This is a genomic window from Citrobacter sp. C1 (assembly GCF_014596895.2).
In the GTDB taxonomy this organism is placed as follows: Bacteria; Pseudomonadota; Gammaproteobacteria; order Enterobacterales; family Enterobacteriaceae; genus Citrobacter; species Citrobacter gillenii.
In genome coordinates this window covers 4,884,628-4,900,847 of record NZ_CP115035.1, presented here as the reverse complement: position 1 = coordinate 4,900,847, position 16,220 = coordinate 4,884,628, and the positions used below count along the sequence as shown (strand labels likewise).

The 16,220-nt window shown below is 50.7% G+C and carries 10 protein-coding genes, 2 tRNA genes and 3 rRNA genes; 11 read left to right on the top strand and 4 right to left on the bottom strand.

Annotated elements, in window-relative coordinates; genetic code table 11:
* The first annotated feature begins 13 nt into the window (after window positions 1–13).
* The 7 genes from trkH to rrf all read left to right on the top strand — a co-directional run bounded on the left by trkH (window position 14) and on the right by rrf (window position 7,599).
* A complete protein-coding gene (gene trkH / locus IB214_RS23420) occupies window positions 14–1,465 on the top strand; it encodes a Trk system potassium transporter TrkH (RefSeq protein WP_115259827.1) in 1,452 nt (483 codons plus the stop codon).
* Between the two features lie 11 nt (window positions 1,466–1,476).
* Window positions 1,477–2,022 (top strand): menaquinone-dependent protoporphyrinogen IX dehydrogenase, encoded by a 546-nt coding sequence (hemG, locus tag IB214_RS23415; protein ID WP_096758895.1) that lies wholly within the window; start codon window positions 1,477–1,479, stop codon window positions 2,020–2,022.
* A 378-nt stretch (window positions 2,023–2,400) separates the two neighbouring features.
* A 16S ribosomal RNA gene (locus IB214_RS23410) occupies window positions 2,401–3,942 on the top strand.
* Window positions 3,943–4,012: 70 nt separating this feature from the next.
* Window positions 4,013–4,089 (top strand) — tRNA-Ile (locus IB214_RS23405).
* A 109-nt stretch (window positions 4,090–4,198) separates the two neighbouring features.
* Window positions 4,199–4,274, top strand: a tRNA-Ala gene (locus IB214_RS23400).
* Window positions 4,275–4,480: 206 nt separating this feature from the next.
* Window positions 4,481–7,390: ribosomal RNA gene (locus IB214_RS23395) — 23S ribosomal RNA — on the top strand.
* A 93-nt stretch (window positions 7,391–7,483) separates the two neighbouring features.
* Window positions 7,484–7,599, top strand: a 5S ribosomal RNA gene (rrf, locus tag IB214_RS23390).
* The 16S, 23S and 5S rRNA genes sit together here with 2 tRNA genes alongside, the layout of an rRNA operon.
* A gap of 307 nt (window positions 7,600–7,906) precedes the next feature.
* Here the strand turns inward: rrf and mobB are convergent.
* Window positions 7,907–8,410, bottom strand: a complete 504-nt coding sequence (gene mobB / locus IB214_RS23385) for a molybdopterin-guanine dinucleotide biosynthesis protein MobB (protein ID WP_117343627.1) — start codon at window positions 8,408–8,410, stop codon at window positions 7,907–7,909.
* Window positions 8,407–8,991 (bottom strand): molybdenum cofactor guanylyltransferase MobA, encoded by a 585-nt coding sequence (gene mobA / locus IB214_RS23380; protein ID WP_117343628.1) that lies wholly within the window; start codon window positions 8,989–8,991, stop codon window positions 8,407–8,409. The genes mobB and mobA overlap by 4 nt, the downstream gene beginning before the upstream one ends.
* Before the next feature lie 69 nt (window positions 8,992–9,060).
* Here mobA and IB214_RS23375 point away from each other — a divergent pair, with 69 nt between their 5' ends.
* The 3 genes from IB214_RS23375 to dsbA all read left to right on the top strand — a co-directional run bounded on the left by IB214_RS23375 (window position 9,061) and on the right by dsbA (window position 11,033).
* The gene (locus tag IB214_RS23375; protein WP_042325406.1) at window positions 9,061–9,330 is read left to right on the top strand and encodes a YihD family protein; all 270 of its coding nucleotides are present in this window, start codon (window positions 9,061–9,063) and stop codon (window positions 9,328–9,330) included.
* Window positions 9,331–9,406: 76 nt separating this feature from the next.
* Complete coding sequence (locus IB214_RS23370; RefSeq protein WP_117343629.1) at window positions 9,407–10,393, top strand: serine/threonine protein kinase; 987 nt, start codon at window positions 9,407–9,409, stop codon at window positions 10,391–10,393.
* Between the two features lie 16 nt (window positions 10,394–10,409).
* Complete coding sequence (gene dsbA / locus IB214_RS23365) at window positions 10,410–11,033, top strand: thiol:disulfide interchange protein DsbA (RefSeq protein WP_096758891.1); 624 nt, start codon at window positions 10,410–10,412, stop codon at window positions 11,031–11,033.
* Between the two features lie 13 nt (window positions 11,034–11,046).
* Here dsbA and IB214_RS23360 read toward each other — a convergent pair whose 3' ends face one another.
* Window positions 11,047–11,982, bottom strand: a complete 936-nt coding sequence (locus tag IB214_RS23360) for an acyltransferase (RefSeq protein WP_117343630.1) — start codon at window positions 11,980–11,982, stop codon at window positions 11,047–11,049.
* 363 nt (window positions 11,983–12,345) lie between these two features.
* Here IB214_RS23360 and polA point away from each other — a divergent pair, with 363 nt between their 5' ends.
* Window positions 12,346–15,132 carry a DNA polymerase I gene (polA, locus tag IB214_RS23355; protein WP_117343631.1) on the top strand — a complete coding sequence of 929 codons (2,787 nt, stop codon included), beginning with the start codon at window positions 12,346–12,348 and terminating at the stop codon, window positions 15,130–15,132.
* A gap of 333 nt (window positions 15,133–15,465) precedes the next feature.
* On the opposite strand, the gene yihA is transcribed toward polA, so the two are convergent.
* Window positions 15,466–16,098 carry a ribosome biogenesis GTP-binding protein YihA/YsxC gene (yihA, locus tag IB214_RS23350; protein ID WP_096759489.1) on the bottom strand — a complete coding sequence of 211 codons (633 nt, stop codon included), beginning with the start codon at window positions 16,096–16,098 and terminating at the stop codon, window positions 15,466–15,468.
* Window positions 16,099–16,220 lie beyond the last annotated feature (122 nt).

Below are 16,220 nucleotides of genomic sequence, written 5' to 3'. Positions count from 1 at the left end.
GGAAGCGGCAGAGATGCATTTTCGCGCCATTACCCGAATCGTTGGACTACTGGTCATTTTATTCTCGGGGACAATGATCATCCCCGGACTGGTAGCGCTCATCTACCGTGATGGGGCGGGTCGTGCATTTACGCAAACTTTCTTTGTCGCGCTGGCGATTGGCTCCATGCTGTGGTGGCCGAACCGTAAAGAAAAGGGCGAACTGAAATCCCGCGAAGGGTTTCTTATCGTGGTCTTGTTCTGGACCGTGCTGGGCAGCGTGGGTGCGCTACCGTTTATCTTTGCTGAAAGTCCAAACCTCACGATCACCGATGCGTTTTTCGAATCCTTCTCCGGCTTAACTACGACGGGCGCAACCACGCTGGTGGGGCTGGATTCATTACCACATGCGATTCTCTTTTATCGTCAAATGCTGCAATGGTTTGGCGGGATGGGGATCATCGTTCTGGCGGTGGCTATTCTGCCTATTCTTGGCGTCGGCGGTATGCAGCTTTACCGGGCAGAAATGCCAGGGCCGCTGAAAGACAATAAAATGCGTCCGCGTATTGCCGAAACGGCGAAAACCCTGTGGCTTATCTATGTATTGTTGACAGTGGCCTGTGCGCTGGCGCTGTGGTTTGCCGGCATGCCTGCGTTTGACGCTATCGGTCACAGCTTTGCGACCATTGCTATCGGCGGCTTTTCAACGCATGACGCCAGCGTGGGTTATTTCGATAGTCCGACTATCAACACAATTATTGCAATCTTCCTGCTGATCTCCGGGTGTAACTATGGCCTGCACTTCTCTTTATTAAGCGGGCGTAGTCTGAAGGTCTATTGGCGCGATCCGGAATTTCGGATGTTCATTGGGGTACAGCTGACGCTGGTGGCTATCTGTACGCTGGTATTGTGGATCCACAATACCTACGGTTCGGCGCTAACGACAATCAATCAGGCCTTTTTCCAGGTGGTGTCGATGGCGACCACCGCGGGGTTCACCACGGACAGTATTGCTCGCTGGCCGTTGTTCCTGCCCGTGCTGTTGCTGTGTTCTGCCTTTATTGGTGGCTGTGCCGGGTCAACGGGCGGTGGCTTGAAGGTGATTCGTATTCTGCTGCTGTTCAAGCAGGGTAACCGTGAGTTGAAGCGCCTGGTCCACCCGAACGCGGTTTACAGTATTAAGCTAGGTAACCGTGCACTGCCAGAACGTATCCTCGAAGCAGTATGGGGATTCTTCTCGGCCTATGCGCTGGTCTTTATTATCAGTATGCTGGCGATTATCGCGACCGGCGTGGATGACTTCTCTGCATTTGCTTCCGTTGTCGCGACGCTGAATAACCTGGGGCCAGGGCTGGGTGTGGTTGCCGACAACTTTGCCAGTATGAACCCGGTGGCGAAATGGATCCTGATTGCCAATATGCTGTTTGGTCGTCTGGAGGTCTTTACTCTGCTGGTACTCTTTACCCCTACCTTCTGGCGTGAATAATGGAGTAACACGTGAAAACACTGATTCTTTTTTCTTCCCGGGATGGACAAACGCGCGAAATCGCCGAGTATCTGGCTTCTGAGCTCAAAGAGTTGGGCATCTGGGCGGATGTGATGAATCTGCACCGCACCGAAGAGCCTGACTGGCAGCACTATGACAGCGTGGTGATCGGTGCCTCGATTCGCTACGGTCACTACCATTCTGCTTTTCAGACGTTTGTGAAGAAGCACGCTACGCGGCTGAACGCGATGCCGAGTGCGTTCTACTCCGTTAATCTGGTCGCCCGTAAGCCGGAAAAACGTACCCCGCAAACCAACAGCTATGCGCGCAAGTTTCTGATGAGCTCGCCGTGGCGACCCGATCGTAGCGCGGTGATCGCTGGCGCACTGCTTTATCCTCGCTATCGTTGGTATGACCGCGTCATGATCCAACTGATTATGAAGATGTCCGGTGGCGAAACGGATACGAATAAAGAAGTGGTCTATACCGATTGGGAACAGGTTGCGAGTTTTGCGCGAGAAATAGCGCAATTAACCAACAAAGCGTCGTTAAAATAAACGTAAAGAATAAAAAATACGCACTCGGAAAATTATTTTAAATTTCCCCTTGTCAGCCTGAAATAACTCCCTATAATGCGCCTCCACTGACACGGAACAACGGATTACAAGCCGCCGGGTCAGCGGGGTTCCACTGAGAACCCCGCGGAGAAAAGCAGAAATTAAATGCTTGACTCTGAATGAGGAAAACGTATTATACGGGACCTCGCAACGGTGAGCGAAAGCCGCGTTGCACTGCTCTTTAACAATTTATCAGACAATCTGTGTGGGCACTCGAAGATACGGATTCTTAAACGTCGCAAGACGAAAAATGAATACCAAGTCTCTGAGTGAACATACGTAATTCATTACGAAGTTTAATTCACGAGCATCAAACTTAAATTGAAGAGTTTGATCATGGCTCAGATTGAACGCTGGCGGCAGGCCTAACACATGCAAGTCGAACGGTAGCACAGAGGAGCTTGCTCCTTGGGTGACGAGTGGCGGACGGGTGAGTAATGTCTGGGAAACTGCCCGATGGAGGGGGATAACTACTGGAAACGGTAGCTAATACCGCATAATGTCGCAAGACCAAAGAGGGGGACCTTCGGGCCTCTTGCCATCGGATGTGCCCAGATGGGATTAGCTAGTAGGTGGGGTAACGGCTCACCTAGGCGACGATCCCTAGCTGGTCTGAGAGGATGACCAGCCACACTGGAACTGAGACACGGTCCAGACTCCTACGGGAGGCAGCAGTGGGGAATATTGCACAATGGGCGCAAGCCTGATGCAGCCATGCCGCGTGTATGAAGAAGGCCTTCGGGTTGTAAAGTACTTTCAGCGAGGAGGAAGGGGATGTGGTTAATAACCGCATTCATTGACGTTACTCGCAGAAGAAGCACCGGCTAACTCCGTGCCAGCAGCCGCGGTAATACGGAGGGTGCAAGCGTTAATCGGAATTACTGGGCGTAAAGCGCACGCAGGCGGTCTGTCAAGTCGGATGTGAAATCCCCGGGCTCAACCTGGGAACTGCATCCGAAACTGGCAGGCTAGAGTCTTGTAGAGGGGGGTAGAATTCCAGGTGTAGCGGTGAAATGCGTAGAGATCTGGAGGAATACCGGTGGCGAAGGCGGCCCCCTGGACAAAGACTGACGCTCAGGTGCGAAAGCGTGGGGAGCAAACAGGATTAGATACCCTGGTAGTCCACGCCGTAAACGATGTCGACTTGGAGGTTGTTCCCTTGAGGAGTGGCTTCCGGAGCTAACGCGTTAAGTCGACCGCCTGGGGAGTACGGCCGCAAGGTTAAAACTCAAATGAATTGACGGGGGCCCGCACAAGCGGTGGAGCATGTGGTTTAATTCGATGCAACGCGAAGAACCTTACCTACTCTTGACATCCAGAGAACTTAGCAGAGATGCTTTGGTGCCTTCGGGAACTCTGAGACAGGTGCTGCATGGCTGTCGTCAGCTCGTGTTGTGAAATGTTGGGTTAAGTCCCGCAACGAGCGCAACCCTTATCCTTTGTTGCCAGCGGTTCGGCCGGGAACTCAAAGGAGACTGCCAGTGATAAACTGGAGGAAGGTGGGGATGACGTCAAGTCATCATGGCCCTTACGAGTAGGGCTACACACGTGCTACAATGGCATATACAAAGAGAAGCGACCTCGCGAGAGCAAGCGGACCTCATAAAGTATGTCGTAGTCCGGATTGGAGTCTGCAACTCGACTCCATGAAGTCGGAATCGCTAGTAATCGTAGATCAGAATGCTACGGTGAATACGTTCCCGGGCCTTGTACACACCGCCCGTCACACCATGGGAGTGGGTTGCAAAAGAAGTAGGTAGCTTAACCTTCGGGAGGGCGCTTACCACTTTGTGATTCATGACTGGGGTGAAGTCGTAACAAGGTAACCGTAGGGGAACCTGCGGTTGGATCACCTCCTTACCTTAAAGAAACGTTCTTTGTAGTGTCCACACAGATTGTCTGATGAAAAATTAGCAGTAAAAATCTCTGCAGGCTTGTAGCTCAGGTGGTTAGAGCGCACCCCTGATAAGGGTGAGGTCGGTGGTTCAAGTCCACTCAGGCCTACCAAATTTGCCCTGATACTGTGTTGTGAAACGACTCGCATACTTCAGTATGCTTCGTCATTCCACGCCTTGTCTCAGGACAAATTATCGGTACAGAGATGAAGTATTACGATGGGGTTATAGCTCAGCTGGGAGAGCGCCTGCCTTGCACGCAGGAGGTCTGCGGTTCGATCCCGCATAGCTCCACCATCCTTTACTGCAAAAAAACAAGAAAACTTCAGAGTGTACCTGAAAAGGTTCACTGCGAAGTTTTGCTCTTTAAAAATCTGGATCAAGCTGAAAATTGAAACGACACACTGTGTCTGTTCTCCGTAATAAGAACAGATAAATGGTGTGTTCGAGTCTCTCAAATTTTCGCAACACGATGTGTTTTACGAAACATCTTCGGGTTGTGAGGTTAAGCGACTAAGCGTACACGGTGGATGCCCTGGCAGTCAGAGGCGATGAAGGACGTGCTAATCTGCGATAAGCGTCGGTAAGGTGATATGAACCGTTATAGCCGGCGATTTCCGAATGGGGAAACCCAGTGTGTTTCGACACACTATCATTACGTGAATACATAGCGTAATGAAGCGAACCGGGGGAACTGAAACATCTAAGTACCCCGAGGAAAAGAAATCAACCGAGATTCCCCCAGTAGCGGCGAGCGAACGGGGAGCAGCCCAGAGTCTGAATCAGCATGTGTGGTAGTGGAACGGTCTGGAAAGTCCGACGGTACAGGGTGATAGTCCCGTACACAAAATCGCATGTGTTGTGAACTCGAAGAGTAGGGCGGGACACGTGGTATCCTGTCTGAATATGGGGGGACCATCCTCCAAGGCTAAATACTCCTGACTGACCGATAGTGAACCAGTACCGTGAGGGAAAGGCGAAAAGAACCCCGGCGAGGGGAGTGAAAAAGAACCTGAAACCGTGTACGTACAAGCAGTGGGAGCCTTGATTTATCAGGGTGACTGCGTACCTTTTGTATAATGGGTCAGCGACTTATATTCTGTAGCAAGGTTAACCGTATAGGGGAGCCGAAGGGAAACCGAGTCTTAACTGGGCGTTAAGTTGCAGGGTATAGACCCGAAACCCGGTGATCTAGCCATGGGCAGGTTGAAGGTTGGGTAACACTAACTGGAGGACCGAACCGACTAATGTTGAAAAATTAGCGGATGACTTGTGGCTGGGGGTGAAAGGCCAATCAAACCGGGAGATAGCTGGTTCTCCCCGAAAGCTATTTAGGTAGCGCCTCGTGAACTCATCTTCGGGGGTAGAGCACTGTTTCGGCTAGGGGGTCATCCCGACTTACCAACCCGATGCAAACTACGAATACCGAAGAATGTTATCACGGGAGACACACGGCGGGTGCTAACGTCCGTCGTGAAGAGGGAAACAACCCAGACCGCCAGCTAAGGTCCCAAAGTCACAGTTAAGTGGGAAACGATGTGGGAAGGCACAGACAGCCAGGATGTTGGCTTAGAAGCAGCCATCATTTAAAGAAAGCGTAATAGCTCACTGGTCGAGTCGGCCTGCGCGGAAGATGTAACGGGGCTAAACTGTGCACCGAAGCTGCGGCAGCGACACTATGTGTTGTTGGGTAGGGGAGCGTTCTGTAAGCCGTTGAAGGTGTCCTGTGAGGGGTGCTGGAGGTATCAGAAGTGCGAATGCTGACATAAGTAACGATAATGCGGGTGAAAAACCCGCACGCCGGAAGACCAAGGGTTCCTGTCCAACGTTAATCGGGGCAGGGTGAGTCGACCCCTAAGGCGAGGCCGAAAGGCGTAGTCGATGGGAAACAGGTTAATATTCCTGTACTTGGTGTTACTGCGAAGGGGGGACGGAGAAGGCTATGTTAGCCGGGCGACGGTTGTCCCGGTTTAAGCATGTAGGCGGGAAGTTTAGGTAAATCCGGACTTCTGTATAACGCTGAGGTGTGATGACGAGGCACTACGGTGCTGAAGTAACAAATGCCCTGCTTCCAGGAAAAGCCTCTAAGCATCAGGTAACACGAAATCGTACCCCAAACCGACACAGGTGGTCAGGTAGAGAATACCAAGGCGCTTGAGAGAACTCGGGTGAAGGAACTAGGCAAAATGGTGCCGTAACTTCGGGAGAAGGCACGCTGATGGTAGGTGAAGCGACTTGCTCGTGGAGCTGAAATCAGTCGAAGATACCAGCTGGCTGCAACTGTTTATTAAAAACACAGCACTGTGCAAACACGAAAGTGGACGTATACGGTGTGACGCCTGCCCGGTGCCGGAAGGTTAATTGATGGGGTTATCCGTAAGGAGAAGCTCTTGATCGAAGCCCCGGTAAACGGCGGCCGTAACTATAACGGTCCTAAGGTAGCGAAATTCCTTGTCGGGTAAGTTCCGACCTGCACGAATGGCGTAATGATGGCCAGGCTGTCTCCACCCGAGACTCAGTGAAATTGAACTCGCTGTGAAGATGCAGTGTACCCGCGGCAAGACGGAAAGACCCCGTGAACCTTTACTATAGCTTGACACTGAACACTGGTCCTTGATGTGTAGGATAGGTGGGAGGCTTTGAAGTGTGGACGCCAGTCTGCATGGAGCCAACCTTGAAATACCACCCTTTAATGGCTGGTGTTCTAACGTAGACCCGTGATCCGGGTTGCGGACAGTGTCTGGTGGGTAGTTTGACTGGGGCGGTCTCCTCCTAAAGAGTAACGGAGGAGCACGAAGGTTAGCTAATCCTGGTCGGACATCAGGAGGTTAGTGCAAAGGCATAAGCTAGCTTGACTGCGAGAGTGACGGCTCGAGCAGGTGCGAAAGCAGGTCTTAGTGATCCGGTGGTTCTGAATGGAAGGGCCATCGCTCAACGGATAAAAGGTACTCCGGGGATAACAGGCTGATACCGCCCAAGAGTTCATATCGACGGCGGTGTTTGGCACCTCGATGTCGGCTCATCACATCCTGGGGCTGAAGTAGGTCCCAAGGGTATGGCTGTTCGCCATTTAAAGTGGTACGCGAGCTGGGTTTAGAACGTCGTGAGACAGTTCGGTCCCTATCTGCCGTGGGCGCTGGAGAATTGAGGGGGGCTGCTCCTAGTACGAGAGGACCGGAGTGGACGCATCACTGGTGTTCGGGTTGTCATGCCAATGGCATTGCCCGGTAGCTAAATGCGGAAGAGATAAGTGCTGAAAGCATCTAAGCACGAAACTTGCCCCGAGATGAGTTCTCCCTGACTCCTTGAGAGTCCTGAAGGAACGTTGAAGACTACGACGTTGATAGGTCGGGTGTGTAAGTGTAGCGATACATTGAGCTAACCGATACTAATGAACCGTGAGGCTTAACCTTACAACGCCAAAGATGTTTTGGCGAAAGAAAGACATCAATTCAGCTTGATACAGATAAAATCAGAACGCAGAAGCGGTCTGATAACAGAATTTGCCTGGCGGCTGTAGCGCGGTGGTCCCACCTGACCCCATGCCGAACTCAGAAGTGAAACGCCGTAGCGCCGATGGTAGTGTGGGGTCTCCCCATGCGAGAGTAGGGAACTGCCAGGCATCAAATAGAAACAAAAGGCTCAGTCGAAAGACTGGGCCTTTTGTTTTATCTGTTGTCTGTCGGTGAGTGCTCTCCTGAGTAGGACAAATCCGCCGGGAGCGGATTTGAACGTTGCGAAGCAACGGCCCGCAGGGTGGCGGGCAGGACGCCCGCCATAAACTGCCAGGCATCAAACAAGTGAAGAAGCCCATCCTGACGGATGGGCTTTTTTGCGTCTGTGTTTTTGGGACGTGCTTGCTCGCTGCCGGAATGGTAGGCCTGATAAGCGCAAAGTCATCAGGCACAATTTTGCAGATTACCGGTTGGTTAACGTCCCAGCCACTGTACAACAAACCCTGCAATTTGTTGTACGTCGTTGATATCTAAAAGTGGGACATCCACTTCAAGTGGAACATCACTGGCAACCGCAACAACATACTCATCAATCGTCAATTCTTGTGCACTATGCCCGCAATTTTCACGAAAAAGCAGGATCTTGGCGACAGGTTCGTGTTTAAAACCCTCAACCAGTACCAAATCCAGTGTTGTAGCATCCATTCGGCTCACCAGATAGGCTAAATCTAACTCAGGTTCTGCCGGCGTTTCCGTCATTAACGCCCAGCGTTGCTGGCTGGCGACCAGTGTTTGCGCTGCGCCAGCTTTACGTAACTCATAGCTATCCTTGCCGGGTTTATCGACGTCCATGTTGTGGTGGGTATGCTTAATTAATCCTGGACGAATGCCTTTGGCGCACAGTTCCGGGATCAGTTTTTTGAGCAGTGTGGTTTTTCCTGTGCCGCTCCATGCGGCAATACCGAGCAATGGGATCATGATTTATCCTGCCATCTGGCCAATTCTTCAGGTGTGTTCACATTCACAAACGCATCTTTATGATCGCTAAAATCGATGGCGTGTCCGCCGGCCTGGCGCATAAAGACCATCACCCGTCGTTCACCTGCCTGAAGATACTCCTGCAGTAACGGCTGCATTGCTCTGTGCATCAGCGCAATTGTCGGGTGATCCCGCTCCCCATCATGCACCCACACCACTGGCGCATTTTGGCGCTGTTCTGCCAGTCTTGCGACCAGGTTGTGGGGAATATAGGGCATATCGCAGGGGCAGAATAAAAACCAGTCACCTGCCAGTTGTAAAAATACCGACAGCATTCCGGCCAGCGGGCCAGGGAAATCAGGTAATGAATCAGGGATAACTTTCAGACCACTTTGCTGATAAATATCCTTATGGCGATTGGCATTAACCACGACGGTCTCGACCTGTAAGGCGAGCGCATCGGCGACGTGCCGCCACAAAGGTTTGCCGTCTAGCTCAAGCAGTCCTTTATCTGCACCCCCCATCCGCCTGGCCTTACCGCCCGCCAGGACAACCCCTGTAATTGCACTATCCAGAATCACTGATATCGCCTCTTTTAATGTGGGATTGACCCTGCTAACGTATCTGTATTAAGCGTAAGGAGCACAACCATGAAATGTAAACGTCTGAATGAAGTTATTGAACTCCTCCAGCCAGCCTGGCAGAAAGAACCCGATCTTAACCTGATGCAATTTTTACAGAAACTGGCGAAAGAGTCAGGTTTTGACGGAGAACTGGCGGATTTAACTGATGACATTCTGATCTATCACCTGAAAATGCGTGACTCAGCGAAGGATGCGGTGATCCCAGGTATTCAGAAAGATTATGAAGAAGACTTTAAAACAGCATTGCTGCGCGCTCGTGGCGTAATTAAAGAGTAAAAGCTTGTAATCGCCGCCACCGAAAGTGCTGCGAAATGATATCCTGAATCATTCGTAGTAATTTCCGGATGATGGGATGAATAACAACGCTTTTACTTTCCAAACGCTACACCCGGATACCATCATGGATGCGCTGTTTGAGCAGGGGATCCGGGTGGATTCCGGGCTTACCCCGCTCAACAGCTATGAAAACCGTGTCTACCAATTCCAGGACGAAGACCGTCGACGCTTTGTCGTAAAGTTTTACCGCCCTGAGCGTTGGTCCGTCGATCAAATACAGGAAGAACATCAGTTTGCACTGGAACTGGTGCGTGATGACGTGCCGGTTGCGGCGCCGATGGTGTTTGATGGCCAGACGTTACTGGGGCATCAAGGGTTCCACTATGCGATATTCCCCAGCGTAGGAGGTCGGCAGTTTGAAGCCGACAATATCGATCAAATGGAGTCGGTTGGCCGCTATCTCGGACGTCTGCATCAAACCGGGCGAAAACAGCCTTTTGCTTTTCGACCGACCATTGGCCTCGACGAGTATCTGATTGAACCGCGTAAACTTTTCGACAGTGCATCGATTATTCCATCAGGGCAAAAAGCGGCATTTCTGAAAGCAACGGATGCGCTTATCACCGTGGTTACCGAACGGTGGCATACGCGTTTTGACACTCTGCGCCTGCACGGTGACTGTCATGCCGGAAATATTCTGTGGCGCGATGGTCCGATGTTTGTCGATTTAGATGATGCCCGCAATGGCCCGGCCATTCAGGATTTATGGATGCTGCTTAATGGTGATAAAGCCGAGCAGCGCATGCAGCTTGAAACCATTATCGAGGCTTATGAAGATTTTACTGAGTTCGACGTCGCTGAATTAGGACTCATAGAACCTTTACGCGCCATGCGTTTAGTTTATTATCTAGCCTGGCTGATTCGACGTTGGGATGATCCTGCGTTTCCAAAAAACTTCCCGTGGTTAACCGGAGAAGATTACTGGCACCGTCAGACGGCGACCTTTATTGAGCAGGCAAAAATTCTGCAACAACCCCCCTTACAATTAACGCCAATGTATTAATCGGAGAGACATGGACATGAAAAAAATATGGCTGGCGCTGGCTGGTATGGTTTTAGCTTTTAGCGCATCGGCAGCGCAGTTCCAGGATGGTAAGCAGTACATCACACTGGAAAAGCCTATTGCGGGTGAACCGCAGGTGTTGGAGTTCTTCTCCTTCTACTGCCCGCATTGCTACCAGTTTGAAGAAGTGCTTCACGTGTCTGATAACGTGAAGAAAAAACTGCCTGAAGGCACCAAGATGACCAAATACCACGTTGAGTTTTTGGGACCTCTGGGCAAAGATCTGACTCAGGCGTGGGCGGTTGCGCTGGCGCTGGGCGTAGAAGATAAGGTCACAGTACCGTTGTTTGAAGCGGTGCAGAAAACTCAGACCGTCCAGTCTACCGCTGATATCCGTAAAGTATTTGTTGATGCGGGTATTAAAGGTGAAGACTATGATGCGGCATGGAACAGCTTCGTGGTGAAATCACTGGTCGCGCAGCAGGAAAAAGCGGCTGCCGATCTGCAACTGCAGGGGGTTCCGGCGATGTTTGTGAATGGCAAATATCAGGTGAATCCGCAAGGCATGGATACCAGCAGCATGGATATCTTTGTACAGCAGTATGCCGATACCGTGAAATATCTGGTAGGCCAGAAGTAAACGAAAAAGCCGGTCAGAGACCGGCTTTTTTAGTTGAGGCTTTAATCGTATCTATTTGCGCATCTTTCTCGGCCCAGAGCGTATTCAGCCACAGCTGGAACCGACGCTTAAACCCTTTATCGTTGACGTAATCACCGTGTAATTCCTCTTTCACCGGCTCCAGATTCACCCGTACTACAATGCGCGTTAACTTACCGCTCAGCATGTCGTAGAAAGGATGGCTGCTGTTTTGCGGATAACACAGCGTGACGTTCAGCAACTTATCGAATTGCGATCCTAAGACATTCAGCGCCATCGCAATACCGGCAGCCTTAGGTGGCAGCAGGTTTTTATAGGGAGATCGGGTCTGCTGGCATTTCTCGTGGGTGAACCGTGAGCCTTCGACAAAATTCACGATCGTTGTTGGATGCACACGAAACTTCTCACAAGAAAGACGTGTTGTTTCCACATCTTTACCACGTCGTTCAGGGTGACGGAGCAAATAACCGCGCGAATAGCGTTTCATAAATGGCATATCCAGCGCCCAACATGCCAGACCAATAAAAGGCACCCAGGCTAACTGCTGCTTAAGAAAGTATTTATTCATCGGGATATGCTTACGAAACAAAACGCAAAGCACAACGATGTCGGCCCAGCTGTAGTGATTACAGATGAGCAGATACCAATTCTTCTTGCTCAGACCTTCTAGCCCCTCAACATCCCACTTCAGTCGTGGATTAAGGTGTAGCAATAGCGCCAGACCTTCACACCAGCAGTACATCATGAAATTACAAAAGAGGGATACCTTGCGCCAGACGAAAGGAATAGGCAAAAGCAGTTTTACAACTCCGGCCAGGATGATTGGCACGGAACATAAAATCGTGACCAATATGGTCAATGCGATACTCAGCAGCAGCGTTATCGCGGCGAGTATTCTCGCCATAATTAAATTATTCAAAAGGTTAGCCATAAATAGTGCGCTAAAAGGGCGCAAGGGGCTAATTTTATCAGAAAACGAACCAAATGATGGATCTTCGCTGAATAGAAAAAAAGGGAATATCTATCCACATCCAGCTATAAGCTGAAAAGATGATATAAAATTCTGCGTCATGAAATAACATAATGAAAAATATGCAGAATTATTATGATTCATAAATTATCTTGCTGTATTTAAAGGGCTGAAAATTATTTATTCACAAACTTATCCACAGCTCACATTGCGAACAACGCAGAAGATCTACAAAAGTTTTTCGACAAATGCGGCGAAAAACTCATGTTTTCATCCTGTCTGTGGCATCCTTTACCCATAATCTGATAAACAGGCATGGACATTATGGTTCAGATCCCAGAAAACCCACTTATCCTTGTAGATGGCTCATCTTACCTGTATCGCGCATACCATGCGTTCCCACCGCTGACCAACAGCGCAGGAGAGCCTACGGGCGCGATGTACGGTGTCCTCAACATGCTGCGTAGCTTGATTTTGCAATATAAGCCGACGCATGCGGCGGTGGTATTCGACGCCAAGGGTAAAACCTTCCGTGATGAATTATTCGAGCACTACAAATCGCATCGTCCGCCGATGCCAGACGATCTACGCTCGCAGATTGAACCGCTGCACGCGATGGTAAAAGCCATGGGGTTACCCCTGCTGGCTGTTTCAGGCGTAGAAGCGGACGACGTTATCGGTACGCTGGCGCGTGAAGCAGAGCAAATTGGCCGTCCGGTGCTGATCAGTACCGGTGATAAAGACATGGCTCAGCTGGTGACGCCGAATATCACCCTCATCAACACCATGACCAATACGATCCTCGGCCCGGATGAGGTGGTAAATAAGTATGGCGTGCCGCCGGAACTGATTATCGACTTCCTGGCGCTGATGGGCGACTCTTCTGATAACATTCCTGGCGTGCCGGGCGTGGGTGAAAAGACGGCTCAGGCGTTACTCCAGGGGCTGGGTGGGCTGGACACGCTCTATGCTGAATCAGAAAAAATAGCGGGCCTGACTTTCCGTGGCGCAAAAACCATGGCTGGCAAGCTCGAGCAGAATAAAGAGGTGGCTTACCTCTCTTATAAGCTGGCAACCATCAAAACGGATGTCGAGCTGGAATTAACCTGCGAGCAGCTGGAAGTACGACAACCTGCAGCGGACGAGCTGTTAAATCTGTTCAAACAATATGAGTTCAAACGTTGGGTCACCGACGTTGAAGCCGGGAAATGGCTGCAGGCAAAAGGCACAAAACCTGCGGCAAAACCACAGGAAACCATCGTTATTGATGAAACGCCTGAGGAGCCCGCCACGGTTCTCTCATACGATAACTATGTGACGATTCTGGACGAGACGACGCTGGAAGCGTGGATTGCGAAGCTGAAAAAAGCGCCGGTCTTTGCTTTTGATACCGAAACCGACAGCCTGGACAATATCTCCGCGAATCTGGTGGGACTCTCTTTCGCTATTGAACCGGGTGTGGCGGCGTATGTTCCTGTCGCGCATGACTACCTGGATGCCCCTGACCAAATTTCCCGTGATCGGGCACTGACGCTGCTGAAGCCGCTACTGGAAGACGAAAAAGCGCATAAAGTTGGGCAAAACCTGAAGTATGACCGTGGCATCCTGGCGAACTACGGTATCGAACTGCGCGGTATCGTCTTTGATACCATGCTCGAATCCTACATTCTTAACAGCGTTGCCGGGCGACACGATATGGACAGCCTGTCTGACCGCTGGCTGAAACATAAAACGATCACCTTCGAAGAGATCGCCGGGAAAGGTAAAAACCAACTGACCTTTAACCAGATTGCGCTGGAAGAAGCTGGTCGTTATGCCGCGGAGGACGCCGACGTCACGCTACAGCTGCATCTGAAAATGTGGCCAGAGCTGCAAAAACATAAAGGACCGCTAAACGTCTTCGAGAATATCGATATGCCGTTGGTCCCGGTCCTGTCCCGCATCGAGCGCAACGGTGTAAAAATCGACCCTGCCGTGTTGCACAAGCATTCAGCAGAGCTGACGCTGCGTTTGAACGAGCTGGAGCAAAAAGCGCACGAGATTGCCGGGGAAGCCTTTAACCTCTCTTCCACTAAACAGCTGCAAACCATTCTGTTTGAAAAGCAGGGCATCAAGCCGCTGAAGAAAACGCCGGGCGGCGCGCCGTCAACGTCAGAAGAGGTGCTGGAAGAGTTAGCGCTGGATTATCCGCTGCCGAAGGTGATTCTGGAATATCGTGGGCTGGCAAAATTGAAGTCCACTTATACAGATAAACTTCCGCTGATGATCAACCCTAAAACTGGCCGTGTGCATACCTCTTATCATCAGGCCGTTACGGCGACCGGGCGTTTGTCTTCTACCGATCCTAACCTGCAAAATATTCCGGTGCGTAATGAGGAAGGACGCCGTATTCGCCAGGCATTTATTGCACCAGAAGATTATGTCATTGTCTCGGCGGACTACTCGCAGATTGAGCTACGCATTATGGCGCACCTCTCGCGTGATAAGGGGCTGCTTACCGCCTTTGCCGAAGGAAAAGACATTCACCGCGCCACGGCTGCAGAGGTCTTTGGCTTACCTCTTGATTCCGTGACCAGTGAACAGCGCCGCAGCGCGAAGGCCATCAACTTTGGTCTGATCTACGGGATGAGCGCCTTCGGTCTTGCACGCCAGCTCAATATTCCACGCAAAGAAGCACAGAAGTACATGGATCTCTATTTCGAACGCTACCCGGGCGTACTGGAATATATGGAACGCACGCGTGCGCAGGCAAAAGAGCAAGGGTACGTTGAAACGCTGGAAGGACGTCGCCTCTATTTACCGGATATCAAATCCAGTAATGGTGCGCGTCGTGCAGGTGCGGAACGTGCGGCGATTAACGCCCCGATGCAAGGCACCGCTGCGGACATTATTAAGCGCGCTATGATTGCCGTAGACGGCTGGCTGCAAACCGAACAGCCTCGCGTACGTATGATCATGCAGGTACATGATGAACTGGTGTTTGAAGTGCACAAAGATGATCTCGATAGCGTCTCGAAAAAAATCCATCAGCTGATGGAGAACGGAACGCGAATTGATGTGCCGTTGCTGGTGGAAGTCGGAAGCGGTGAAAACTGGGATCAAGCGCACTAAGGGTTTGCTGAATAACACGCTCTTTTCGTAACTAAGCAACATAAGTTAGCGCTTTTTGTGATGACCATTAAAATTTCCTATGCCGGGAGTGAAAAAAAATTACAAAAAGTGCTTTCTGCGCTGCTCAAAAAAGAGTAAAGTTATTCTCGTAGGGTACAGAGGTAAGATGTTCTATCTTTCAGACCTTTTACTTCACGTAATCGGATTTGGCTGAATATTTTAGCCGCCCCAGTCAGTAATGACTGGGGCGTTTTTTATTGTGCGAAAGAAAGGTTTCGCACATGCTGTAGGCCGGATAAGACGCGCAGCGGCGCCATCCGGCATATCGGTAGGTTATTCCCCGTCCTGCATCTCTTCAATAGGCGCCAGTTCGCTAAACCAGGTATCCAGTTTCTGACGCAGTTTATCCACACCCAGCTTTTTCAGCGATGAGAATGCTTCTACCTGTACATCGCCATTAAACGCTAGCACTGCTTCACGCACCATATTCAACTGTGCTTTGCGTGCGCCGCTGGCCAGTTTGTCCGCTTTGGTCAGTAATACCAGCACCTGGACGTTGCTCTCTACGGCCCACAAAATCATCTGCTGATCGAGATCTTTCAGTGGATGGCGAATATCCATCAGTACGACTAAACCTTGCAGGCTTTGACGTTTCTCCAGATATTCTGCCAGCGCGCGCTGCCATTTGCGCTTCATCTCTTCCGGAACTTCTGCATACCCGTACCCCGGCAAATCAACCAGACGTTTACCGTCAACCACTTCAAACAAGTTGATGAGCTGAGTACGGCCCGGCGTTTTAGATGTACGTGCCAGACCCTTTTGATTTGTCAGGGTATTTAGTGCGCTGGATTTGCCTGCGTTGGAACGGCCAGCAAAAGCCACTTCAATTCCTGTATCGGAAGGTAAATGGCGAATATCAGGCGCACTCATCACAAAATGCGTCTGTTGATAATTCAAGTTAGTCAACGTGGTCGTCTCCATCAATCAAGGCTTTGCAGCGATTATACCTGAACACCAGCAAAAGGCGGATTTTTCGACGCACGGGTTATGTAAGTTAAAAGCGCGGGCTTTGTGAGACATTGCCGATA